The 22643-nt window shown below is 55.2% G+C and carries 19 protein-coding genes; 9 read left to right on the top strand and 10 right to left on the bottom strand.

Translation table 11 applies throughout. From position 1 onward, the window contains the following. Both mscK and acrR read right to left on the bottom strand, forming a co-directional pair. A complete protein-coding gene (mscK, locus tag L350_RS11810) occupies positions 1-3378 on the bottom strand; it encodes a mechanosensitive channel MscK (protein ID WP_032624731.1) in 3378 nt (1125 codons plus the stop codon). A 113-nt stretch (positions 3379-3491) separates the two neighbouring features. Next, positions 3492-4145, bottom strand: coding sequence for a multidrug efflux transporter transcriptional repressor AcrR (gene acrR, locus L350_RS11805; RefSeq protein WP_032624732.1), 654 nt, complete (start codon positions 4143-4145; stop codon positions 3492-3494). Between the two features lie 141 nt (positions 4146-4286). Between acrR and acrA the strand changes: the two genes are divergently transcribed. The 6 genes from acrA to L350_RS11775 all read left to right on the top strand — a co-directional run bounded on the left by acrA (position 4287) and on the right by L350_RS11775 (position 11123). Beyond that, positions 4287-5480, top strand: coding sequence for a multidrug efflux RND transporter periplasmic adaptor subunit AcrA (gene acrA, locus L350_RS11800; protein WP_022647272.1), 1194 nt, complete (start codon positions 4287-4289; stop codon positions 5478-5480). Positions 5481-5502: 22 nt separating this feature from the next. Continuing rightward, entirely contained in the window at positions 5503-8649 is a 3147-nt protein-coding gene (acrB, locus tag L350_RS11795) for a multidrug efflux RND transporter permease subunit AcrB (RefSeq protein WP_023299464.1), read from the top strand. Positions 8650-9158: 509 nt separating this feature from the next. After that, a complete protein-coding gene (tomB, locus tag L350_RS11790) occupies positions 9159-9533 on the top strand; it encodes an Hha toxicity modulator TomB (RefSeq protein ID WP_006809850.1) in 375 nt (124 codons plus the stop codon). Positions 9534-9561: 28 nt separating this feature from the next. Next, positions 9562-9780 (top strand): HHA domain-containing protein, encoded by a 219-nt coding sequence (locus L350_RS11785; RefSeq protein ID WP_015571250.1) that lies wholly within the window; start codon positions 9562-9564, stop codon positions 9778-9780. A gap of 207 nt (positions 9781-9987) precedes the next feature. Then, the gene (gene maa / locus L350_RS11780) at positions 9988-10539 is read left to right on the top strand and encodes a maltose O-acetyltransferase (RefSeq protein WP_022647270.1); all 552 of its coding nucleotides are present in this window, start codon (positions 9988-9990) and stop codon (positions 10537-10539) included. 116 nt (positions 10540-10655) lie between these two features. Further along, the gene (locus L350_RS11775) at positions 10656-11123 is read left to right on the top strand and encodes a YlaC family protein (RefSeq protein ID WP_022647269.1); all 468 of its coding nucleotides are present in this window, start codon (positions 10656-10658) and stop codon (positions 11121-11123) included. Here the strand turns inward: L350_RS11775 and L350_RS11770 are convergent. After that, positions 11095-12555 (bottom strand): MocR-like pyridoxine biosynthesis transcription factor PdxR, encoded by a 1461-nt coding sequence (locus tag L350_RS11770; RefSeq protein ID WP_032624733.1) that lies wholly within the window; start codon positions 12553-12555, stop codon positions 11095-11097. The genes L350_RS11775 and L350_RS11770 overlap by 29 nt on opposite strands. A gap of 102 nt (positions 12556-12657) precedes the next feature. Here L350_RS11770 and L350_RS11765 point away from each other — a divergent pair, with 102 nt between their 5' ends. Beyond that, entirely contained in the window at positions 12658-13368 is a 711-nt protein-coding gene (locus tag L350_RS11765; protein ID WP_032624734.1) for a GNAT family N-acetyltransferase, read from the top strand. Here the strand turns inward: L350_RS11765 and ykgO are convergent. Together ykgO and L350_RS11755 are read right to left on the bottom strand one after the other, a co-directional pair. Further along, positions 13365-13505 carry a type B 50S ribosomal protein L36 gene (ykgO, locus tag L350_RS11760; RefSeq protein WP_003859006.1) on the bottom strand — a complete coding sequence of 47 codons (141 nt, stop codon included), beginning with the start codon at positions 13503-13505 and terminating at the stop codon, positions 13365-13367. The two genes, L350_RS11765 and ykgO, sit on opposite strands and share 4 nt — an antisense overlap. Before the next feature lie 2 nt (positions 13506-13507). Further along, entirely contained in the window at positions 13508-13768 is a 261-nt protein-coding gene (locus L350_RS11755; RefSeq protein ID WP_015571255.1) for a type B 50S ribosomal protein L31, read from the bottom strand. 213 nt (positions 13769-13981) lie between these two features. Here L350_RS11755 and L350_RS11750 point away from each other — a divergent pair, with 213 nt between their 5' ends. After that, positions 13982-15541, top strand: a complete 1560-nt coding sequence (locus tag L350_RS11750) for an EAL domain-containing protein (RefSeq protein ID WP_022647266.1) — start codon at positions 13982-13984, stop codon at positions 15539-15541. 51 nt (positions 15542-15592) lie between these two features. On the opposite strand, the gene L350_RS11745 is transcribed toward L350_RS11750, so the two are convergent. From L350_RS11745 to L350_RS11735, 3 genes are all read right to left on the bottom strand, one after another. Next, entirely contained in the window at positions 15593-18682 is a 3090-nt protein-coding gene (locus L350_RS11745; RefSeq protein WP_032624737.1) for a beta-galactosidase, read from the bottom strand. A gap of 103 nt (positions 18683-18785) precedes the next feature. Continuing rightward, entirely contained in the window at positions 18786-19856 is a 1071-nt protein-coding gene (locus tag L350_RS11740; protein ID WP_022647264.1) for a LacI family DNA-binding transcriptional regulator, read from the bottom strand. A 75-nt stretch (positions 19857-19931) separates the two neighbouring features. Next, on the bottom strand, positions 19932-20543 hold the full coding sequence (locus L350_RS11735) for a membrane protein YczE (RefSeq protein WP_022647263.1): 612 nt from the start codon (positions 20541-20543) through the stop codon (positions 19932-19934). Between the two features lie 84 nt (positions 20544-20627). Between L350_RS11735 and L350_RS11730 the strand changes: the two genes are divergently transcribed. Continuing rightward, positions 20628-22049 (top strand): MocR-like transcription factor YczR, encoded by a 1422-nt coding sequence (locus tag L350_RS11730; RefSeq protein WP_032624738.1) that lies wholly within the window; start codon positions 20628-20630, stop codon positions 22047-22049. A 70-nt stretch (positions 22050-22119) separates the two neighbouring features. Here the strand turns inward: L350_RS11730 and L350_RS11725 are convergent, their stop codons facing one another. Both L350_RS11725 and L350_RS11720 read right to left on the bottom strand, forming a co-directional pair. Next, on the bottom strand, positions 22120-22335 hold the full coding sequence (locus tag L350_RS11725) for a hypothetical protein (RefSeq protein ID WP_006809861.1): 216 nt from the start codon (positions 22333-22335) through the stop codon (positions 22120-22122). Continuing rightward, entirely contained in the window at positions 22332-22583 is a 252-nt protein-coding gene (locus L350_RS11720; protein ID WP_022647261.1) for a hypothetical protein, read from the bottom strand. Before L350_RS11720 ends, L350_RS11725 begins: the two co-directional genes overlap by 4 nt. Positions 22584-22643 lie beyond the last annotated feature (60 nt).

Genomic DNA, 22643 nt, shown 5'->3' on the forward strand with positions numbered 1-22643 from the left:
TTACCCTCTCCCCTCTGGGGAGAGGGCAGGGTGAGGGGCGGAGTTTTCGTCACCCTTAATCTTACGCTTCACTTCCGTATGTTCGTCACCTTTCTCGTTACGCAGGTGAACTTCAAGCTGGTTGAAGGCGATATTAATGTTGTTTTCACGGCACAGACGGTCAATGGTGCGGTTCAGCTCATCGACGGTGTAGCTGCGATCGCGTAGTTCGCGTACGTACAGGCGCAGCTCATGATCCAGCGTGCTTGGCCCGAAGGTGGTGAAGAACACGTCAGGCGCAGGATCGTGCATCACTTTAGGATGTGATTTCGCGGCTTCCAGCAGGACCTCTTTCACTTTATCCAGATCTGAACCATAGGCCACCCCGAGTCGGACCACCACGCGCGTCGTAGTATCCGAAAGCGACCAGTTGATCAGTCGCTCGGTCACGAAGGCTTTGTTCGGGATGATCACCTCTTTACGATCGAAGTCAGTGATGGTGGTCGCACGAATACGGATCTTGCTGACGGTCCCGGAGAAGGTGCCGATGGTGACGGTATCGCCGATACGCACCGGACGTTCGAACAGGATTATCAGGCCAGAAACAAAGTTACCGAAGATCTCCTGCAAGCCGAAGCCCAGACCTACCGACAGCGCCGCCGCCAGCCACTGGAGTTTATCCCACGAGACGCCCAGCGAGCCGAATACCGTCATCGCCCCGACAATAATAATGACGTAGTTCAGGATGGTGGTAATGGCATACGACGCCCCCTGACGCAGGTTCAGCCTTGAGAGCACCAGCACTTCCAGCAGACCAGGCAGGTTGCGGATCAACGCCCAGGCCACCACCGACGACACCAGCGCAAAGAGCAGGCTGCCCATGGTGACGCTTTTCATTACCGCAGCGCCCGCTTCGGTACCGTTGTATTGCCAGAGGGTGATACTGTCGAGGTAGGCGAAGACGGTAATTAAATCAGACCAGATGGCCCAGAACATCACCGCAAACAGCGCAATCATCACCAGCATGGTAATACGCATCGTTTGCTGGTTTACCTGCTCCAGGGCAATGGTCGGCTCTTCCTGGGGCTCAGCCCCTTCAGCCCCCTCTTTAACCTGATGCTGTCGACGGGCAACAGCGCGACGATACGCAATGCGGCGCGCCGCCACGCTCAAACCGCGCAGCACGGTCTGGAACAACAGGTTCCACAGGATCACCAGATACACGGTTTCAATCCATCGGCCTGACAGACGAAGCGTGGTATAGAAGTAACCCGTTGCCGTCAGCACCATCAGCGCCAGCGGAATGATCGCCAGCACCGTTACGGTAACCAGACGAAGATTGTGGGACTCTTTATCACGCCAGCTGTCGCGGCACATCGGCCACATCAGGACGGCTATCAGCAGCAGGTTCAGCATAATTACCAGCTGTCCCAGCACGTCATCCATCAGATGCAGCGGCGAAAGCTCGGCCACAACGGACCAGAAGTGCAGCGGCAACAGCGCGAGGCTGATACGTACAATCTGGCGACGCCAGTGGCTGGTGAGTTTTTCCGGCATGTTGAAGTGTCGGACCGCGACGCCGTCTTTTTCCAGCACTTTCCAGCACAGACCAAACACCAGCCAGAACAGCGCCAGCTTTTTGCTGAACGCCCACAGCAGGTCGCTGATATTGAGCTGCATGGTCAACAGGATCAGGCCGACGGCGAGGATCAGCAGGCAGATCGGCAGAGCACGGATCAGATCGATCAGGATCGCTTTCGGGGTGTGCAGCTGGCTGTCGTTACGCAGTTGCCCCACTTCCGAGGCCAGCTTCGCCTGGTACTGCTTCAGCCATTTCAAACGCCAGCGTATTACTCCGGCGATGAGCAGCAAAGGCAGACCCGCAAGGAAGGCAATCATTACCGCAGGCCAGGCTTTCTCCCAGTTCACGGTAATTTTCATGCTTTTGATCTGGGATTTCAGCGTTTCAGGGAAAGATTTAAACCAGTCCCAGTCCATGGGTTTGTTGCTGTTCACCCAGAAAATCTGCTGGGTCAGGATCTCCTGGAGGCTTTTAGATACGCTCACCAGCTGCTGCTGGTTGATTTGCAGGTTAATCGCCATCATCAGCTGGTTGCCCAGCTGCTTATTAAGCTGATCGAGCAGCTCGCGGCGCATATCCACAACCTGCAACAGCGCGTCGTGAACTTCACCGTTTACTTCACTTGAATGGCCTTCTTCCACTTTGGCAACAAACGTATCGCTCTGGAACAGGGCATCGCGCTGCTGGTTAACGTCAAACTGTTCAAGACGCAAATCCGCAATGCGGTTTGTCATGTCTTCCAGCTCGTCGGCGGACGGCAGCGTCTGCTGCTGCTGGTAAAGAATGCGCGACAGCAGCAGGCTTCCCTTCAGGACGGCAATCTGCTCTTTGACATTGCGCTCAGCCTGCAAAGCGCGATCCAGCCAGTTTTTGACTTTAATATTCTGCTGCACCAGCGCGCTGCCGCTTTCAGTCGCCTGAATCAGGCGCTCGCTCAGCTGATGGTTAATTTCCAGCTCCTGCTTCACCAGCGGATTGGCCTGGATACGCGCCGTTTCGTCTGGCGAGACCGCTTCCTGCGCCGTTTTTTCGGTCAGCGTCAGGCGCTTGCTGTTCACCGCCTCCTGCAACAGCTGAAGCTGATGCTCGAGCCGGTTGATATTCGCGTTCACGTAGTCACGCTGTTTTTGCAGCGCATCCTGCAACACCGTGTTTCCTTCCAGACTCTTACGCTGCTGTTCAATCTCCGCGTTCAGCAGCGTCTGCTGGATGTTCAGCAGCGTTTGCTGGGTCGGTCGAAGCGCCCCTTCCCCCACGGTAATGCCATTCAGACGGTTACGTATCTGCTGTAGCTGTTGCGATGCAGAATACATGGCGTTCTGCACGCGCTCAGGCTGGGTTTGCAGCGAAACCAGCTGGCTGTTATAGGTCGAGAGATCGGACTGCGCCGTTTGCAGATCGTCCAACAGCTGCGCCACGCGCGACTCGAGCTGGCGCAACGAAAGCGTGGCAAGCGTTTTTCGGGTTTCATCGTCGTTATCAACGTCGCTAAGCGCGTTCAGGGCCTCCGTTGCTTTACGCATGTTCTCCGGCGCCTGAGCGACCTTCTGCCGCAACTGGGCCGTTTCGGCTTTGATGCGATCGATCTTATCCAGCGTATCCAGGGTTTCCGTCAGGTCCTGCTGAACGAGCTTTTCCTGGGCGGAGAGATCTTTTTGTTTATTCAGGGTGTCGAGTTGCGACTGAACCTCGGCACGCGTCGGGACGTCACTGCCGTTGTCTGCACGGGCCCAGGAATGCGGTGCGGCTGCAAAGAAAAACAGCAGGATCAAAAAAACGGCCAGAACAGAATGTGTCGAGCGATAGGTGTGCAGCATAGTCGTGAATGTGATCTGAGAAATGACCGAAAATAGTCGGGCGTGAAGAATATCACGCCCGGCTAAAGCAGAATAGCGGGAAGGTAATCCTCTAAGACATTTCCTGGAAAGATTCAGGCAGTAAGCGGCGCTCCCTCGCTGCGAAGGGTCGGGCAAAGCTGGCACATCTCCAGGAAAATCGCGACGTAGCTGCGCGCCTCTGATTTCAGATCGAACGACTGCGGGGCGAAAAGCCAGTTTTCCATCAGGCCGGAAATATAACTGCGCATCAGGATCGCCGCCCGGCGCGTTAACAGCGTAGCGGGAAGCATGTCGGCCTGCATACATTCCTTAAGAACTTGCTCGATGCGATCGTAGCTTTCCAGACACAGGTCGCGCTGCGCCTGCTGAACCACCGCCATTTCGCCAACAAACTCACATTTATGGAAGATGATTTCCATCATCAGACGTCGGCGTTCTTCCACAACAGTCGCTTCAAGGATATATACTAATATTTCTCTTAATACTGAGAGTGGATCGTGAGGGAATTTTGCCCGATACTCACTCTCAAGATCGCTGATGCTGGACTCTGAAAGCTCCCAGATTTCACCAAACAGATCTGACTTGTCTTTAAAATGCCAGTAAATCGCTCCCCGCGTGACGCCCGCGGCCTGAGCAATCTGCGCCAGCGAGGTTGCCGAAACACCCTGCTGTGAGAACAAACGCATTGCCACATCCAGAATGTGTTGTCGGGTTTCCAGCGCTTGTTGTTTGGTTTTTCGTGCCATACGTTGATGAATTTACAGGAGTCAGATTTACATACATTTATGAATGTATGTACCATAGCATGACGATAATATAAACGCAGCAATGGGTTTTTAGACTCAGGACCCTTGATCAATTTGAAATCGGACACTCGAGGTTTACATATGAACAAAAACAGAGGGTTAACGCCTCTGGCGGTCGTTCTGATGCTCTCAGGCAGCTTAGCGCTTACAGGATGTGACGACAAAGAGGCTCAACAAGGAGCTCAGCAGGTGCCAGAAGTTGGCGTCGTGACGCTCAAATCCGAACCTCTCCAGATGACAACAGAACTACCGGGCCGCACCAGCGCCTATCGCATTGCAGAAGTACGTCCGCAGGTGAGCGGTATCATCCTGAAACGTAACTTCACCGAAGGCGGTGATGTGAAAGCAGGTGAGTCTCTTTATCAGATTGATCCAGCAACCTATCAGGCGTCTTATGAGAGCGCTAAAGGCGATCTGGCGAAAGCAGAAGCGGCAGCCAAAATTTCGCAACTGACGTTGAATCGTTACAAGAAACTGCTCGGCACGCAGTACATCAGTCAACAGGATTACGATTCTGCCCTGGCCGATGCACAGCAAGCCAATGCAGCCGTTGTGGCGGCGAAAGCGGCGGTAGAAACCGCGCGTATTAACCTCGCCTACACCAAAGTGACCTCCCCTATCAGCGGTCGTATTGGTAAATCAGCCGTCACCGAAGGTGCGCTGGTGCAGAACGGTCAAACCAACGCGCTGGCCACCGTGCAGCAGCTTGACCCGATCTACGTTGACGTTACACAGTCCAGCAACGATTTCCTGCGTCTCAAACAGGAGCTTGCCAGCGGACAACTGAAACAGGAAAACGGTAAAGCCAAAGTTGAACTGGTTACCAACGACGGTATCAAGTTCTCACAGACAGGCACACTGGAATTTTCTGATGTGACCGTCGATCAGACCACCGGCTCTATCACCATCCGGGCTATTTTCCCGAATCCGGATAAAACCCTGCTGCCGGGTATGTTCGTACGCGCCCGTCTTGAAGAAGGGACTAACCCAAGCGCCATTCTGGTTCCGCAGCAAGGTGTGACCCGTACGCCACGCGGCGATGCGAGCGCGCTGGTTGTGGGTGCCGATAACAAAGTCGAAACACGCAATATCACTGCAACGCAGGCGATTGGCGACAAGTGGCTGGTAACGGAAGGTCTGAAAGATGGCGATCGCGTGATTATTACTGGTTTGCAAAAAGTTCGTCCTGGCGCGCAGGTCAAAGCTCAGGAAGTGAAATCTGACGACAAACAACAAGCATCGGCCGCTGGCCAGTCAGAACAAACCAAGTCTTAACTTAAACAGGAGCCGTTAAGACATGCCTAATTTCTTTATCGATCGCCCCATATTTGCGTGGGTGATCGCCATTATCATCATGCTGGCCGGGGGACTTGCGATCCTTAAGCTGCCTGTTGCGCAATATCCAACGATTGCGCCGCCGGCAGTGACGATCTCCGCAACCTACCCGGGCGCTGATGCCAAAACGGTGCAGGACACCGTTACGCAGGTTATCGAACAGAACATGAACGGTATCGATAACCTGATGTACATGTCCTCAAACAGTGACTCAACCGGTACAGTTCAGATTACCCTGACCTTTGAATCAGGTACGGATGCGGACATTGCGCAGGTTCAGGTGCAGAACAAACTGCAGCTGGCGATGCCCCTGCTGCCGCAGGAAGTGCAACAACAGGGTGTGAGCGTCGAGAAATCGTCCAGTAGCTTCCTGATGGTTGTCGGCGTGATTAACACCGATGGCACCATGACGCAGGAAGATATTTCCGACTACGTGGGCGCCAACATGAAGGACGCCATCAGCCGTACGTCTGGTGTGGGTGACGTTCAGCTGTTCGGTTCACAGTACGCGATGCGTATCTGGATGGATCCGAATAAGCTGAACAACTTCCAGCTGACCCCGGTTGACGTGATCAGCGCAATTAAAGCGCAAAACGCCCAGGTTGCAGCCGGTCAGTTAGGCGGCACGCCGCCGGTGAAAGGCCAGCAGCTTAACGCGTCTATCATCGCGCAAACGCGTCTGACCTCGGCGGATGAGTTCAGTAAAATTCTGCTGAAGGTGAATCAGGACGGTTCGCAGGTTCGCCTGCGTGACGTGGCGAAAGTGGAGCTGGGTGGCGAGAACTACGACGTTATTGCGAAGTTCAACGGTAAACCGGCTTCCGGTTTAGGTATCAAACTGGCGACTGGGGCGAACGCCCTGGACACCGCGACGGCTATCCGTGCAGAACTGAAGAAGATGGAACCTTTCTTCCCGTCAGGTCTGAAAATTGTTTACCCGTATGACACCACGCCGTTCGTTAAAATTTCGATTCACGAAGTGGTAAAAACCCTGGTTGAGGCGATCATCCTCGTCTTCCTGGTAATGTACCTGTTCCTGCAAAACTTCCGCGCAACGCTGATCCCAACCATCGCCGTGCCGGTTGTACTGCTCGGCACCTTCGCGGTTCTGGCGATATTTGGCTATTCGATAAACACCCTGACGATGTTCGGGATGGTGCTCGCCATCGGCCTGCTGGTGGATGACGCCATCGTAGTGGTCGAAAACGTTGAGCGTGTGATGGCGGAAGAAGGCCTGCCGCCGAAGGAAGCAACCCGTAAATCAATGGGCCAGATCCAGGGCGCGCTGGTCGGTATCGCGATGGTTCTGTCTGCGGTATTTATCCCGATGGCCTTCTTCGGGGGTTCAACCGGTGCGATTTACCGTCAGTTCTCTATTACCATCGTTTCCGCGATGGCGCTGTCGGTGCTGGTAGCCCTGATCCTGACGCCAGCCCTGTGTGCGACCATGCTGAAGCCGATTAAGAAAGGTGGCCACGGCGAGCACAAAGGGTTCTTCGGCTGGTTTAACCGCATGTTTGATAAGAGTACGCATCACTACACCGACAGCGTGGGGAACATCCTCCGCAGCACCGGTCGTTATCTGCTGCTCTATATCATCATCGTGGTGGGCATGGCTTTCCTGTTTGTTCGTCTGCCAAGCTCGTTCCTGCCAGATGAAGACCAGGGCGTGTTCCTGAGCATGGCTCAGCTTCCGGCGGGTGCGACGCAAGAACGTACGCAAAAAGTGCTGGATGAGATGACCGACTACTTCCTGACCAAAGAGAAAGACAACGTCGAATCCGTGTTTGCGGTTAACGGCTTTGGCTTCGCGGGTCGTGGTCAGAACACCGGTATTGCCTTCGTTTCTCTGAAAGACTGGTCCGAACGCCCGGGGGATGAGAACAAAGTTGAAGCCATTACCAACCGGGCCATGGGTACCTTCTCACAGATTAAAGATGCGATGGTCTTCGCCTTTAACCTGCCAGCGATTGTTGAACTGGGTACGGCAACCGGCTTCGACTTCCAGCTGATTGACCAGGGCGGTCTGGGCCACGAAAAACTGACTCAGGCGCGTAACCAGCTATTTGGCGAGGTGGCTAAACACCCTGACCTGCTGGTGGGCGTGCGTCCTAACGGTCTGGAAGATACGCCGCAGTACAAGATCGATATCGACCAGGAAAAAGCACAGGCGCTGGGTGTGTCCATCAGTGACATCAATACCACGCTGGGTGCAGCCTGGGGTGGCAGCTACGTCAACGACTTCATCGACCGTGGTCGCGTGAAGAAAGTGTACGTCATGTCCGAAGCGCAATACCGTATGCTGCCGAACGATATCAACAACTGGTACGTTCGCGGCAGCGATGGCCAGATGGTGCCGTTCTCCGCCTTCTCAACTTCGCGCTGGGAATACGGTTCGCCGCGTCTGGAGCGTTATAACGGCTTGCCTTCGATGGAGATCCTCGGTCAGGCGGCGCCGGGCCGAAGCACCGGTGAAGCCATGAACCTGATGGAAGAGTTGGCCAGCAAACTGCCTGCGGGTATTGGCTACGACTGGACCGGTATGTCCTATCAGGAACGTCTGTCCGGTAACCAGGCCCCTGCCCTGTACGCTATTTCACTGATTGTGGTGTTCCTGTGTCTGGCGGCATTGTATGAGAGCTGGTCGATTCCGTTCTCCGTTATGCTCGTGGTTCCGCTGGGGGTTATCGGTGCGCTGCTTGCCGCAACCTTCCGTGGGCTGACTAACGACGTTTACTTCCAGGTGGGCCTGCTGACAACCATTGGCTTGTCGGCGAAGAACGCGATACTTATCGTCGAATTCGCCAAAGATCTGATGGAGAAAGAAGGTAAAGGCCTGATTGAAGCAACGCTTGAAGCCGTTCGTATGCGTCTGCGTCCAATCCTGATGACGTCCCTGGCGTTTATCCTCGGCGTTATGCCGCTGGTTATCAGCTCAGGCGCAGGCTCCGGCGCACAGAACGCGGTAGGTACCGGTGTAATGGGTGGTATGGTCACTGCGACCGTTCTCGCCATCTTCTTTGTACCGGTGTTCTTCGTGGTGGTACGTCGCCGCTTTAGCCGCAAAAATGAAGATGTGGAGCACAATCATTCGGTAGAACATCACTGATACCGGTTTCACATGATAAAAAGGCCGCATTTGCGGCCTTTTTCATTTTCAGAAAAATTCATAAAATAGTCTTATTGTCGTTTTATTTATTTTCACCCGTCCTGATAAGACTTATCATAATAATCCGATAAGCTAATCGTAGAATTCAGCATTCTTTTAATATCAATTCATCGCCTAAAATATTCGGACAAATCCTAAATCATCGTAAATGCCGAAGACATCTGAATCCGGACTTCAAATGAAACATTGCGCTAACTCAATGAATCTTAAGGAACGGATTAAAAAAAGGGTTTCTCTCGATAAAAGTGTTCGCGTCTGAGGTCACATTTGCGTAAGCGCTCGCAAGGAAACGTTTTAATTGTAATTTTTCGTAATAGCGCGGTGAAATCCTGATCAGAGTGGCTTATAGTTAGAGTTATCAGGAACACAGCTCCCGTGTGGCTAAGCAAGTTGTATCCATCCCGACATGATGTTCGGTGAGTAAAAAATCACTCAGAAGGGGATGCGCTATGGACGAGTACTCGCCAAAAAGGCATGATATCGCGCAGTTGAAATTTCTCTGCGAATCCTTGTACCATGACTGCCTTGCCAATCTTGAAGAAAGTAACCATGGCTGGGTGAACGATCCAACGTCTGCTATCAATTTACAGCTTAATGAGCTGATCGAGCATATCGCAACCTTCGCACTTAATTATAAAATTAAGTACAATGAAGATAATAAGTTGATAGAGCAAATTGATGAATACCTGGACGACACCTTTATGTTGTTCAGCAGCTACGGCATTAACGCACAGGATTTGCAGAAATGGCGTAAATCAGGAAACCGTCTATTTCGCTGTTTCACGAATGTCAGCAGAGCTAATCCGGTTAGTCTTTCCTGTTAAAATTATTACAAATACTAAGGTGAATTTTATGTCTGATAAACCATTAACTAAAGTCGATTATTTGATGCGCCTGCGACGCTGTCAGTCAATTGACACGCTCGAGCGTGTTATTGAGAAAAATAAATACGAGCTGTCTGATAATGAACTGGCGGTATTTTATTCAGCTGCCGACCATCGTCTTGCTGAACTGACCATGAATAAACTCTATGACAAGATCCCCTCTTCGGTATGGAAATTTGTTCGTTAGTCGTTGAAGAGAGACTTTAAGGCACTACGCCCGTTGTTAAGCTGAATTTACCTTTCGTATTACGCTTCAAGTGCAAACGCCAGGTCCCCGTATAAAACGTATTTATACGCAAGAATGTTGTGACTCCTGTCACAGCCACTTTTAGGGAACGTTCCCTTTCTGGCTAATCCTCTTTACGCTACGTAAAACGATTCCAGAGAGGTTCCCATGAGTGAAGAAAAACAGAAGATGATTGCCGGTGAATATTATCGCCCCGGCGATGACACGCTGAGGGCTGACCGTTTACGCGCTCGTCATATTGTTCACCGCTATAACCATACCGCACCCGATGAGAAGGCCGAACGTCGCGCCTTATTAGCTGACCTGCTGGGTCAAAGCGAAGGCGCTTATATTGAGCCGAGCTTCCGCTGCGACTACGGCTATAACATCTATCTGGGCAACAATTTTTACGCCAACTTCGACTGCGTCATGCTGGACGTCTGCCCTATCCGCATTGGCGATAACTGTATGCTCGCACCGGGGGTGCACATTTATACGGCCACGCATCCTCTGGACGCGACCGAACGTAACAGCGGGCTGGAGTACGGTAAATCGGTCACCATAGGCCATAACGTCTGGATCGGCGGACGTGCGGTGATTAATCCGGGCGTGACCATTGGCGATAATGCGGTTATCGCTTCCGGCGCGGTAGTGACCAAAGACGTGCCGGCCAATGCGGTAGTGGGCGGGAATCCGGCGAAAATCATTAAAATGATCTAAGCGCATCCTGAGTAACTGTTATGCTTTTTCCTGGCATAACTGTTACTTTCATCGCATAAACCCCTCTCATAAAATAGTCAGATCACCTGTATTTTTAACAATCATAAAGGCAAAAAATGACAGAGATACAGCGCCTGCTTACCGCCACCATCGACGAGCTCAATACCCGCGAAAAGCGCGACAATCGTCCGCGCTTTAGCATCAGCTTTATTCGCAAACATCCCGGATTGTTCGTCGCCATGTACGCCGCCTGGCTGGCAACGCTTATCGTCATGCTGAAGTCTGAAACGCTGGTCGATTCCGTCTGGCTGCTGGTTGTGCTGTTCGTGGTGTTTAACGCGTTTTTCTTTTTCGACGTCAATCCGCGTTACCGGTATGAAGATATCGACGTACTCGATTTCCGCGTCTGCTACAACGGGGAGTGGTACAACACGCGTTACGTGCCGAAGGAGCTGATCGACAGCATCCTGCACTCGCCGGCTGTCGAAGCCGGGCAAAAAGAGAAGTTGCAGAAAATGGTCATCACCAAGGGCCAGCTCTCTTTTTATGATGTCTTTACCCTTTCCCGCCCCGCTGCTGTGTAATGAGCGCCTGAAGACGTCGAATACCCGGCGCAAACTGCGAAGCAGAGGTATTGCCGTAACCTAAAACCAGACCGGTTTGCCCCTGCGTCGTCTCAAGGTAGTACCCGCTCAGTGCAGCGGGTGCCAGCTGAAATGCTCTTGCCTGCTCCACCAGCCGCTGGTCGTCGATACCGTCAATCGCCAGCGCCAGGTGCATCCCTCCTTCTCCGGCAAGAACACGGTGCGGCGTATGAAGCTCTGCGCTTAGCACCTCCCGCAGCTGGCGGTATCGCTTACGATAAAGTCGGCGCATGGCGGCAAGATGTCGCGCATAGTGGCCTTCCTCAATAAATAGCGCCAGGGTGCGCTGTTCAGCGCGATGCCCGCCGCGCAGCAGCGAGCCGATGGCCGGACGCGCCGCCTTCGCCAGCGCTGGCGGTAATACCATGAACCCCATTCTGAGCGACGGAAACAGCGTTTTGCTGAACGTCCCCAGATACACAACGGGCGCATTGTTGACCATTCCCAGCATCGCCGGTACGGGCTCACCGGCATAACGGAATTCGCTGTCGTAATCGTCCTCAATGATCCACGCGCTGTGCTGCCGGGCCAGTTCCAGCAGCGCCAGACGCCGCCGCGCGCTGAGCACGCTTCCGTAAGGGAACTGATGCGATGGCGAGGTAAAAATCAGCGCGGGTGAAGGCGCACACAGCCCTTCCCAGCACATCCCCTCGTCATCCACCGGTATGCCGGTCATCGCCAGGCCGGTTTTGACGAAAGCGCTTTTGGCGCCGCTATAGCCAGGATTTTCCACCCAGGCGACATCCCCCGGCTCGCTTAACAGCATCGTGCACAGATTGACGCCCTCCAGTGCCCCTTCGGTTATCACAATCTGGCTGGCATCGCAGTCAATGCCGCGGGAGAGCGCAAGATGGCGGGCAATGGCGGCCCGTAGCGTCGGCTCGCCGGCCGGGTCGCCATACCCTAACAGGGCGCTCCCCTCCTCGCGCAGGACGCGATCGTATAACCGCCGCCACAGCGGCAAGGGGAAATAGTTGATGGCAGGCGTTCCTGGCGTAAATGCCATCACCGGAGTGTCGCGCGGCACAGGCGCGGGCAGCAGGGCAACACGTTTTGTCAGCCTGACGTCCGGGTCCGGTAATGTCCGGGCAATCGTACGATGCGCGAATTGCCCCACCCGCGTACCCTGGCGGCTACGCAGCAAATAACCTTCGAGCGTGAGCTGGTCCAGCGCCGCATTAACGGTGTTTCGGGACACCGAGATCTGCTGCGCCAGCGTTCGCGAGCCGGGCAAATGACTGCCGGACCGAAGCCTTCCGCACAGTATGGCCTCCCGCAAAGCAAGGTAGAGCGCGCGCTGGAGCGTTTCTTCCCCACGTTTTTTCAGCGCAGCATGGAGCAGGGTGTATAGCTCATCACCCGGTATATTCATCTTTACCTCCTCGTGGTACCAGCAAAACATAGCCTGGTGGTTCTTTTTAAGGAACCAGTAATTCACTAATCTGGAGATCTTTTCAACATCGTGGAAATAAAGATGAGTGTATTCAATGAGTTTGGACAACCTGTAGGGGAAAGCCTTACCGACTGGCAGCCTCGCCCGCACCCGTCCCGGGTGGTACTTCAGGGTCGCTATTGTCGGCTTGAGCCGCTGCGCGTGGAGCATGCCCACGCGTTGTTCGCTGCGTATTCCCTGGCCGGAGATACCCGAAGCTGGACGTGGCTGCTGCGTGAACCCGATGCCACCGCAGAGGAGTTTGCCGAATGGGTGGCGAGCGTGAGCAAATTATCCGATCCCATCCACTTTAGCGTTATCGATAACCAGACCCAATCTCCTGTCGGGACGCTGTCCCTTATGCGGATCGATCCTAAAAACGGCGTTGTAGAAGTGGGACATGTTCACTTCTCGTCACTGTTAAGCCGCACGCCCATGTCGACAGAAGCGCAGTATCTACTGATGCGGTACGTGTTCGATACCCTGGGCTACCGACGTTATGAATGGAAGTGCGACAGCCTGAACGAACCCTCCCGCAAAGCGGCCCTGCGTCTTGGCTTTCAGTTTGAAGGGCGTTTTCGCCAGGCGCTGGTCATTAAAGGCCGAAACCGGGACACCGACTGGTTTTCAATTCTCGACAAAGAGTGGTCAGCGCTGGCGAGCGCGTTTGAAAGCTGGCTTGCCACCGACAATTTTACCGTCGATGGCAAACAGAAAAGATCCCTGGAAAGCTGGCGAGAAACGCGCCTCTAGCGTCTTTTTTTACGCCCCTGCACCGCCTTAAAGCGCGGGTTAGATTTACAAATCACGTATAAGCGTCCCTTGCGTTTGACTATCTGGCAATCCGGGTGACGCTGTTTTGCACTGCGCAATGAGTTAAGCACCTGCATGATTAGCCTCGCTTCGCATCAAGAAAGCCGCCAAAACGTTTGCGGAAGCGTGCCGCGCTGCCATCCGTCGAGAAGGTCTTCTGCTTCCCGGTATAAAACGGATGTGATTTAGAGGAGACATCAAGAGTAACGTAGGGATACGTTTTCCCCTCAAGTTCAATTTCACGGTCTGTCTTAATCGTTGAGCCAACTTTAAAATATTCATTAGCCGTGGTGTCGTGAAACACAACGGTGCGATAGGTTGGATGGATATTCGGTTTCATCTCTGGCCTTCATGTATTGTTATAACATAACAAAATACTATCTGAGCTTTGCTGCAAAAACAACCCCTGTGACGCACAGCCTGTTTTTGAAAGGTTTTCAAATACTGCCAGAGACTGTTACATGCTATAACTATATCATTTAGCGATAAAAAATTTTTCCTCTGGCGCGCAAACTCCATGCCCTGGTCGGGCATATGGAAAGGATACAGCAGCATGCGAACCCGACATCTGGTCAGCCTGGTGACAGGCGTACTGATCTTCTCTGTGCTGGTCCCTGTGTGCCTCAGTATCTGGCTGGCGCATCGTCAGGCAGAGGCGAAATTTGTGGATGCACTGGACAGATATGCCTCGCGCGCCCTGATCCGTACCGACAGAGTCGTTGCGCAGGCAAAACAGGCGCTCACGCACCTACAGTTGTTCAACGCCCCGCCCTGCACTCCTCCGCACTTACGCGAAATGCGTCGTGTCGCGTTCTCATGGCGCTATATTCAGGAAGTGATGTATATCGATAACCTGAAGCCGCTCTGCTCCTCTCTGGAACAATCCAGTAATACGGCGATCTTACCGCCCCCGATGCGGATCACCGCAGACGGATATAGCGCGTGGCTCACCTCGCAAAACGACCTCGGCATTCACCGTTATATGGCCGTTCTGGGGAAAGGACATTATCTGGTAATGGTCGATCCGGCGTCGCTTGTGGATGTTGTCCCGTTCGGTGACATTTCGATGGATGCCGCCCTGGTGGGAAGCGAAACCCATCGGATATTTGCCAGAAGCAATATTCTCGACCCGTATATTCTTTCTGTCGTTAAGGAGCAGCAGGACGTTAAGCGCGTGCAATACAACGGCTCGATGTACGTGTTAAAACCGGTGCCAGAACTGGGGCTTACGGTTATTGCCTGGGCATCGTTAAAACCGCTCGCGGCATCCTGGCATCAGCAGCTGATCATCTGGCTACCGGCTGGCATACTGATAAGCCTGGTTGCAGCCCTTATTGTGCTTCGCATCCTCCGCCGTTTGCTTTCCCCGCGTAACCGGCTGATCGACGCGATCAACAACCGGGAGATCGAGGTTCACTATCAGCCCATTGTGGCGCTATGCAGTGGAAAACTGGTGGGTGCAGAAGCGCTGATGCGCTGGCCGCAGCCAGATGGCAGTGACCTGTCGCCTAATCTCTTTGTTCCCCTGGCGGAGCAGACGGGGCTTATTTCAACGCTGACGCAGCTAGTAGTGAATAAGGTGTTTGAGGATTTAGGTGCCTGGCTGCATCATCACCCGGAACTGCACATTTCTGTCAACCTTGCGCCAGCCGATTTAACGTCCCCCGAGCTGCCTCGCCTGCTGAGTCAATTGCTCAACAAATGGGGCGTCCACCCGCGCCAGATCACCCTTGAATTGACCGAGCGCGGCTTTGCCGATCCTGCCGTCAGCGCCCCTGCCATCGCTGCGTTTCGGCGCTCCGGGCATGCCATCTACATTGATGATTTTGGTACGGGTTACTCCAGCCTGAGCTATTTGCAGGATCTTGATGTCGATACCCTGAAGATTGATAAATCCTTTGTGGACGCGCTGGAGTATAAGAACGTGACTCCCCACATCATCGAAATGGCCAAATCGCTTAAGCTGGCGATGGTCGCAGAAGGCATTGAAACTGAAGGGCAGCTCGAATGGTTGCATCGCCACGGCGTGCAGTACGGACAGGGCTGGTATTTCAGCAAGGCGCTGCCTAAAGAAGATTTCATTCGCTGGGCCGAGCACAACCTCAGGAAATAAACCCATTACGCGGTGTTACGTGCGGCCACGACAGTGGCCGCACGTTTCGGCTCAGCCGTTCTGCTGCCAGCTAAACGTGTAGCGCAGCCGACGGTTTTGCAGAATGAAGGCGGGTGCTACGCTCGGGCTCCATGAGTCGTCCCCCCCCACGCCCATGTGGAACGCATCAAGATTCAACCAGCAGCCATCCTCTTCCCGTAGCAAATGGTGATGCGTTGTCGTATGCAGTTGCTGCTGGCTGTAACGGCTCAGGGAGAAATGGAACTGTCCCTGGAAGTGATGTGAGCCAAACGTCAGCTCACGGGTGTCGCAGCGTAAACCGTTCTCCGTCGGGAAGATATACGGCGTCTGCATGGCGTCCAGCGGTAACGCCCAGCGCCCCTGCTGCGCCACCAGTTTTCTGTCCGGATAATTCTCCAGCGGGCCCAGCCCCAGCCAGCGCACCGTTTGCGGGATATCCGCCAGCATAACGCTCAGGCCCACGCGAGCGGGTTCAGGAATGTCAGACGCCACCGTCACCTGCACATCACCGTGCAGTAACCCGTGGTCATCAATCCGCCAGACCTTGTAGCTGATAAACAGCGCTTTACCCTGATGCTCCCAGACGTGCTGCGTGGTCACCACCACCTCACGGGCATGCTGTTCCGCTTCACACTGGATAAGGCGCGAGGATATCTCATACATCCCTGCCGCTTTCCAGCGTTCCACCCACGCGTTCGGATCGATGCGGGTCGCCTCGCTGACGCCAATGTCATTATCCAGCGGCGCCCGGGTAAAGTTATCCGTTAGCGGGGAACGGAGCGTTTCAGCGCCCGCGTTCCACCACTGGGTCAGGTTGCCGGTGAGACGGCTAAACTGCCAGCGCTGCTGCTGATGAGTGATGTCCAGCACCTCTTCCAGCACCGTTAACTGTGGTGGGGTTCCGTCTGCTTTCGGTGGCGTAAGGTACAGCGGAGCCGGGAGGGGCCACTGATCCCAGGCACAACGGTGGCCGGACGGCGACCACGGCGTGGCCTGCGGCTGAACGATCTCCACGTTGAGCCAGACCTCGCCCGGCTCAGCGACAAGTTCAGGCTGCGGGATCTCCACGCGCTGTGTCCCCTGGGGCGCAACAGAAAGGGTTATTTCGCCGGAAGCCAACACCACACCGTCACGCGCCACCGACCATCGCAGACTTTCGTTGTCAGTATGACGGAACAGATAATCGCTCTGGATATCGACGACCAGCGGAGCGGTGCTCACCAGCGTAAAGGTAAAGAACTGCTGGGCACGCTGTGCCTCGTAAAGGGCGGGATGCGGGGTGCGTTCGGGAAACACCAGCCCGTTGAGGCAGAACTGACGATCGTTGGGCTTATCGCCAAAATCGCCGCCGTAGGCCCAGAATGCCGTGCCGTCTTCCGCTTTTTTCGTCAGTGCCTGATCGACCCAGTCCCAGACAAAGCCGCCCTGCAACCGGGGATGGCTGCGGAATGCCTGCCAGTAGCTGGCAAAGCCGCCAAAGCTGTTACCCATCGCGTGGGCATACTCGCACAGGATCAGCGGACGGGTTTCGTCCGGCATACCAATCCATTTTTTAATCGACCACTTTGGCACCGCCGGGAACGGCTGATCCTGATCGACGCGGGCATACATCGGGCAAATAATATCGGTTGCCGCCGTACTGGCCCCCCCGCCTTCGTACTGCACCGGCCGCGTGGGATCGCTGGTTTTCAGCCAGCGGTACAGCGCATCGTGGTTCGCCCCATGCCCGGACTCATTCCCCAGGGACCAGATGATGATGGACGGATGATTCCGGTCCCGCTGCACCATACGCGTTACGCGTTCGCTCATGGCAGGCAGCCAGCGCGGATCGTCCGCCAGACGGCTCATCGGTACCATGCCATGGGTTTCAATATTCGCCTCATCGACCACGTACAGGCCGTAGCGATCGCAAAGCGTGTACCACAGAGGATGGTTCGGATAATGCGAGCAGCGCACGGCGTTGAAGTTATGCTGCTTCATCAGTTCGATGTCGCGGCGCATGGTCGCCTCATCCATCACCTGCCCCTTCTCAGGATGATGTTCGTGACGGTTCACGCCGCGGATCAGCAGCGGTTTGCCGTTAAGCTTCAGCAGGCCGTTGCTGATTTCGACGCGTCTGAAACCGACATCGCAGGCTTCAGTTTCCAGCACGTTACCCTGCGCATCCCGAAGCGACATTGTCAGCCGATAGCATTCCGGTGTTTCAGCGCTCCACAGCGCGGGAGCGTTCACGGGTATCGCCACCGTAAGCCGTTCAGCCCAACTGCCGCGTTCGTCCACGATGGCCGATCCGGGCTGCTGCGTGGTTCGCGCGCAGGCTTCGCCGCTACGCCACAGGGTAAACGCCACCTCGCATTCGGCATAGCGTAAGCCTTCCAGCGCAACGTCAACCCGGAGCAGCGCCCGATCGCATTCGGCATTCAGATCGGTCACGATCTGATAATCGGCAATCTGCGTTTCCGGCTTGTGCAGCAGCGAGACGTCACGGAAAATGCCGCTCATCCGCCACATGTCCTGATCTTCCAGGTAGCTTCCGTCGCACCAGCGTAACACCATCACCGCCAGGCGGTTCTGCCCCGGTCGCAGCACCGCGCTGAGGTCGAACTCCGCAGGCAGACGGCTGTCCTGGGAATAGCCCATCCACTGGCCGTTACACCACAGATGAAAAGCTGAATTCACCCCATCAAAGATAATGCGGGTTTGCCCGCTGAGCAGCCAGGCATCATCCATCTCAAATGTGAGCGAGTAACAACCGGTTGGGTTTTCAGCCGGAACATAGGGCGGGTTCACATTTATCGGATAGGTAACGTTGGTGTAGATGGGGGTATCGAATCCCTCCATCTGCCAGTTCGACGGCACGGGCATCTCAACGGCATCAGACAGATCGTCCGTTACCCATGCCTCGGGCACCTGCTCTGGTGCCGGGAAAAAGCTGAATCGCCAGATGCCGTTAAGCAGACGCTTGCTCAGCGAAGGCTTATCCTCCCGGGCGAGGGTTTCATCGCGCCAGCTATGAAAAGGCGCGTGTGCGGCCAGACGATTCCACTGCGTCACGCCCGGGTTTTCCCAGTCACGACGAGCCAGAATTGCGCTGAGGGTCAGCGGCAATGTGGAAGACATATCAACCTCTTTGCGAAGCGCTCACAATTTTAGTCAACATGCCATGGTAAACGGTGGCGGTAAAGACTTTGATCGTCACCAGGCGAGCACGATCACAAAAGCGCTAGCTGCGCGCCAGTTTCTCCGCCAGCAGCGCCAGCGTTCTTAGCTGTTGCGCCAGCTCTTCACGATCGGCCTGTTGTACGGCGCGCGGCGCGGTGGAATGACGAACGATCAACGTAACGGGAAGTTGTTGTTGCCAGGGTTCGGCGTGACGGGCAGTTGCCAGGAGCCACTCCACGCTGCGTTCACCGGCCTCGCGGAACGCCTGCCGAACTGTGGTCAGCGGAGGGGAAAACCACGCGCTGTCAGCCGTATCATCAAACCCGACAACCGAGATCTGCCCCGGTACCGCAACGCCTTTTTCCGCACAGGCGCGTAAAACGCCAAGCGCCATCTGATCGTTCGCCACAAGGATCGCTTCCGGCAGCTGTGCGCCCGCCAGAAGCTGATGCCCTTTCTCGTAGCCCGAGGCCGCGCTCCAGTCGCCCTGCGCCACCGCAAACGCCTCAACGCCAGCCTGAGCCAGCGTAGTTTTCCATCCCGCCAGACGAGCCCGGGCAGAGACAGAACTTTCCGGCCCGGCGAGCAGCGCAATTCGCCGGTGCCCCAGCGAAAGCAGATGCTCCGCCCCCAGGCCAGCGCCCTGTTCAGCATTGAAAACGAGGCTGTTAACCCGAGCTGTGGGGGAAACATCAAGAAAAAGAACCGGGGTCGGCGAGGCCATTTCCTGAAGCATTTCTGCCTGAGCATCTTCCAGCGGAACGTTCACCAGCAGCGCCTCCACGCGCTGCGCCAGTAACTCCTGCAAAGCAGCCTGACACTGCGCGGGCTGCTCCACCATAGAGATGAGCACGCCAGCCCCCTGCTCCACTGCCCGGGATTTTACAGCTGAGGCGATTTGCGACGGCGCATGCAGCGCCAGATCGCTGGTCATCAGCCCCAGCGTGCGGGTGCGTTTTCCGGCCAGCTGCTGCGCGCCACGGTTAGGTACATAGTGTAGCGCCGCCATGGCCTGTCGGACCTTTTCCCGCGTACGGGCAGAAACGTGTTCCGCGTCGTTAATCACCCGGGAAACGGTCTGATAAGAAACGCCCGCTACGCGGGCAACGTCATAAAGAGTGATCGCTTTCATAGATTCTGGCGTCGTAAAAGGTAGTCACTATTCTGACACAGTTACGCCATTATAGCCTGTGAGCGCTTCGCAAAATTAAGCAATCCGCTCCGGCTGCGCGGCTTTCTGCATGCGCGGTCTCTGGCGAAACCACGGCAAACAAAGCTGGATCAGCGGGCCGATGGTTAACGCATATAGCACGGTTCCGACGCCAAACGCTCCCCCGAGGAGATAGCCGACGATCAACACGGTCACCTCGATTGCGGTACGCACGCTGCGGATCGACCAGCCCAGCCGGGCGTGTATGCCGGTCATCAGACCGTCGCGCGGGCCTGCGCCAAAACCCGCGCCGATATACATTCCGGTGGCAAGGGCGTTAACCACAATGCCGGAAACCAGCAGGGTGATGCGCACGGGCAGCGAGGTGAGTTCCGGGATCAATGCCATTGACGCATCTGCCGCCAGGCCAATACAAATCACGTTACTGACCGTACCCAGCCCCGGAAGCTGACGCAGCGGGATCCATAGCAGCAGCACCGCAGCCCCGGTTAAAATCATCACCGTGCCGATGCTCATTCCGGCCTGGATGGCGACGCCAAGGTGAAAAACATTCCAGGGATCAACACCCAGATCCGAACGAATAAACATCGCGGTTGAAAGTCCGTAAAGGGCTAAACCGACATAAAGTTGTACCAGACGACGCACCATTTTCTCTTCTCCGAAGAACCAGCTTCCATCTTCGCTGAAAATGGCACTATGATTAATGTCCAGTTTTCAAATAGTGGACTGCACATGTCATCACGACGTTTTGGAAGCCAGTCTCTGGTTCGCCTGTTAGGGCACTGGCAGCAAACCTCTTCCCGCACCCCGCGGTGGCGCCAGCTGGCTGACGCGTTACGCCTGTTAATTCTGGATGGCAGGCTGGCGCTAAACACGCGCCTGCCCGGAGAGCGGGAACTGGCCGCCGCACTGGACGTCAGCCGCACCACCATCAGCAGCGCGCTGGCGCATCTGCGTGAAGAGGGTTTTCTGGAGAGCCGTCACGGCAGCGGTTCCCGGGCGATCCTGCCAGACAGCCGGGCCGTGCCCACGCTTTCCACTGCCAGCGCGGCGCTGGATCTCTCAACCGCCGCGCTCAACGCAGGGCCAGAGATCCATCAGGCCTACACCCACGCGCTGACGACCATTACGCCGAATCTGGCGCTGACCGGCTACGATCAGCTTGGGCTTCCAGCGCTGCGTGAAGCTATCGCCGCCCGCTATACCGCACGCGGTCTGCCCACCCGGGCAGACGAAGTGATGGTGGTGAACGGTGCCGTCAGCGGCTTCGCCCTGATCTTAAGAATGATGACCGGGCCCGGGGATCGCGTGGTGGTGGATCATCCCACCTACCCGCTGGCGATAGCCGCGATTCAGGGGGCGCAATGCCGGCCCGTGGGCGTCTCGCTGCCAGAAACGGGCTGGGATACCGATGGTTTTGCCGCAACGCTTGCCCAGACAGCCCCGCGTCTGGCCTATCTAATGCCGGATTTTCATAATCCGACCGGGCGCTGCATGGATGCCGCGACGCGTCAGACCATAACCGACATCGCCGCGCAAACCCGCACCACGCTGGTGGTGGATGAAACCATGGTCGATCTCTGGTTCGATGCTCCCCCGCCGCCGCCGCTGGCCGCCTTTAACCAGGAGGCCGCAGTGATTACGCTGGGTTCCGCAGGCAAAAGCTTCTGGGGTGGGCTTCGTCTCGGCTGGATCCGCGCCTCGTCCCGCACTATCGCCACGCTCGCACAGACGCGCGATACGCTGGATCTGGGCTCTCCGGTGCTGGAACAGCTGGCCACGCTGTGGCTTATCGAAAACAGTGAAACCTTCCTGCCTGCCCGGCGGCAAATGCTGGCAGAACGGCGTGACCGCTGCGGCCAGATGTTACGGGAGCATTTCCCCGAATGGCGGTTTCAGGAAGCGGAGGGAGGACTTTCATACTGGATTGAACTACCCGGCATGCTGGCGACTCAACTGGCGGCACGTGCGGAAACGACAGGCATCATTATGGGCACCGGCACGCGCTTTGGGCTTTCAGGCGCGTTTGACCGCTACCTGCGTATGCCCTTCTCACTCAATTCGCCAGAACTTGAAGAGGCATTACTGCGTATCAAACCGCTGTGGCTTGCCTTAAATAAAAGTACACCGCCAGTAAAACGGAGCCTGGTGTAAATTATTCGCCAGAAACAATAAAAACAGCTGACTGTAACGCATGCAGTCAGCTGTTTTCATGAAGAACAACTTAATGTTGAGGAGGAATCGGGAAGCCTTTCAGCGAAATAATGAAATTTTCACCTTCTTTCTTTATTTTTGCACCGGTATCACACCAGTCAGACGCAATTCGAAAGAACTCATCGCTTCCTACATTCCAGCCAAGACGAACATGTTTCACATAGCCCGAACGTAACAGATTGCAGGCCTCGTTGTAATCGCTGGCTGTCGATAGTTGTTGTTTCATTTTCTCTTCTTCAGAAGTTTACGTAGTGCTTTGATTTCTTTAGGAGTAAATGGATTTACACTCTCTTCTTCCGTATGCTGATTATCAACATCCTCTTCCGATACTCCCGCCTCTTCTACTGCTTCAAATGCCAGCAGCAGCAGTTTCTCTGTGGTCACGCTTAAATTCTCATTATTGTCTTCCGCATAGTGGCGGAGTCTTTCTTTTAGCGCTTCATCAATTTTAACGTTTAAAACCGCAGTTACCATGATTGTCACATCCTTTCGGAACACGTGTTTAATTTAATACACGAAGATAAGTTTGTTATC

The organism is Enterobacter sp. MGH 4 (assembly GCF_000534735.1).
GTDB lineage: Bacteria > Pseudomonadota > Gammaproteobacteria > Enterobacterales > Enterobacteriaceae > Enterobacter > Enterobacter intestinihominis.

Bases quoted from the DNA above. Each gene is read 5' to 3' on its own strand.
- L350_RS11770 (WP_032624733.1), bottom strand. From the start codon at position 12,555: ATGAATATACCGGGTGATGAGCTATACACCCTGCTCCATGCTGCGCTG.
- L350_RS11755 (WP_015571255.1), bottom strand. From the start codon at position 13,768: ATGAAACCGAATATCCATCCAACCTATCGCACCGTTGTGTTTCACGAC.
- L350_RS11740 (WP_022647264.1), bottom strand. From the start codon at position 19,856: ATGAAAGCGATCACTCTTTATGACGTTGCCCGCGTAGCGGGCGTTTCT.
- L350_RS11785 (WP_015571250.1), top strand. From the start codon at position 9,562: ATGTCTGATAAACCATTAACTAAAGTCGATTATTTGATGCGCCTGCGA.
- L350_RS11735 (WP_022647263.1), bottom strand. From the start codon at position 20,543: ATGGTGCGTCGTCTGGTACAACTTTATGTCGGTTTAGCCCTTTACGGA.
- L350_RS11775 (WP_022647269.1), top strand. From the start codon at position 10,656: ATGACAGAGATACAGCGCCTGCTTACCGCCACCATCGACGAGCTCAAT.
- acrR (WP_032624732.1), bottom strand. From the start codon at position 4,145: ATGGCACGAAAAACCAAACAACAAGCGCTGGAAACCCGACAACACATT.
- ykgO (WP_003859006.1), bottom strand. From the start codon at position 13,505: ATGCAGGTGCTTAACTCATTGCGCAGTGCAAAACAGCGTCACCCGGAT.
- tomB (WP_006809850.1), top strand. From the start codon at position 9,159: ATGGACGAGTACTCGCCAAAAAGGCATGATATCGCGCAGTTGAAATTT.
- acrB (WP_023299464.1), top strand. From the start codon at position 5,503: ATGCCTAATTTCTTTATCGATCGCCCCATATTTGCGTGGGTGATCGCC.
- mscK (WP_032624731.1), bottom strand. From the start codon at position 3,378: ATGCTGCACACCTATCGCTCGACACATTCTGTTCTGGCCGTTTTTTTG.
- acrA (WP_022647272.1), top strand. From the start codon at position 4,287: ATGAACAAAAACAGAGGGTTAACGCCTCTGGCGGTCGTTCTGATGCTC.
- L350_RS11750 (WP_022647266.1), top strand. From the start codon at position 13,982: ATGCGAACCCGACATCTGGTCAGCCTGGTGACAGGCGTACTGATCTTC.
- L350_RS11730 (WP_032624738.1), top strand. From the start codon at position 20,628: ATGTCATCACGACGTTTTGGAAGCCAGTCTCTGGTTCGCCTGTTAGGG.
- L350_RS11765 (WP_032624734.1), top strand. From the start codon at position 12,658: ATGAGTGTATTCAATGAGTTTGGACAACCTGTAGGGGAAAGCCTTACC.
- maa (WP_022647270.1), top strand. From the start codon at position 9,988: ATGAGTGAAGAAAAACAGAAGATGATTGCCGGTGAATATTATCGCCCC.
- L350_RS11720 (WP_022647261.1), bottom strand. From the start codon at position 22,583: ATGGTAACTGCGGTTTTAAACGTTAAAATTGATGAAGCGCTAAAAGAA.
- L350_RS11745 (WP_032624737.1), bottom strand. From the start codon at position 18,682: ATGTCTTCCACATTGCCGCTGACCCTCAGCGCAATTCTGGCTCGTCGT.
- L350_RS11725 (WP_006809861.1), bottom strand. From the start codon at position 22,335: ATGAAACAACAACTATCGACAGCCAGCGATTACAACGAGGCCTGCAAT.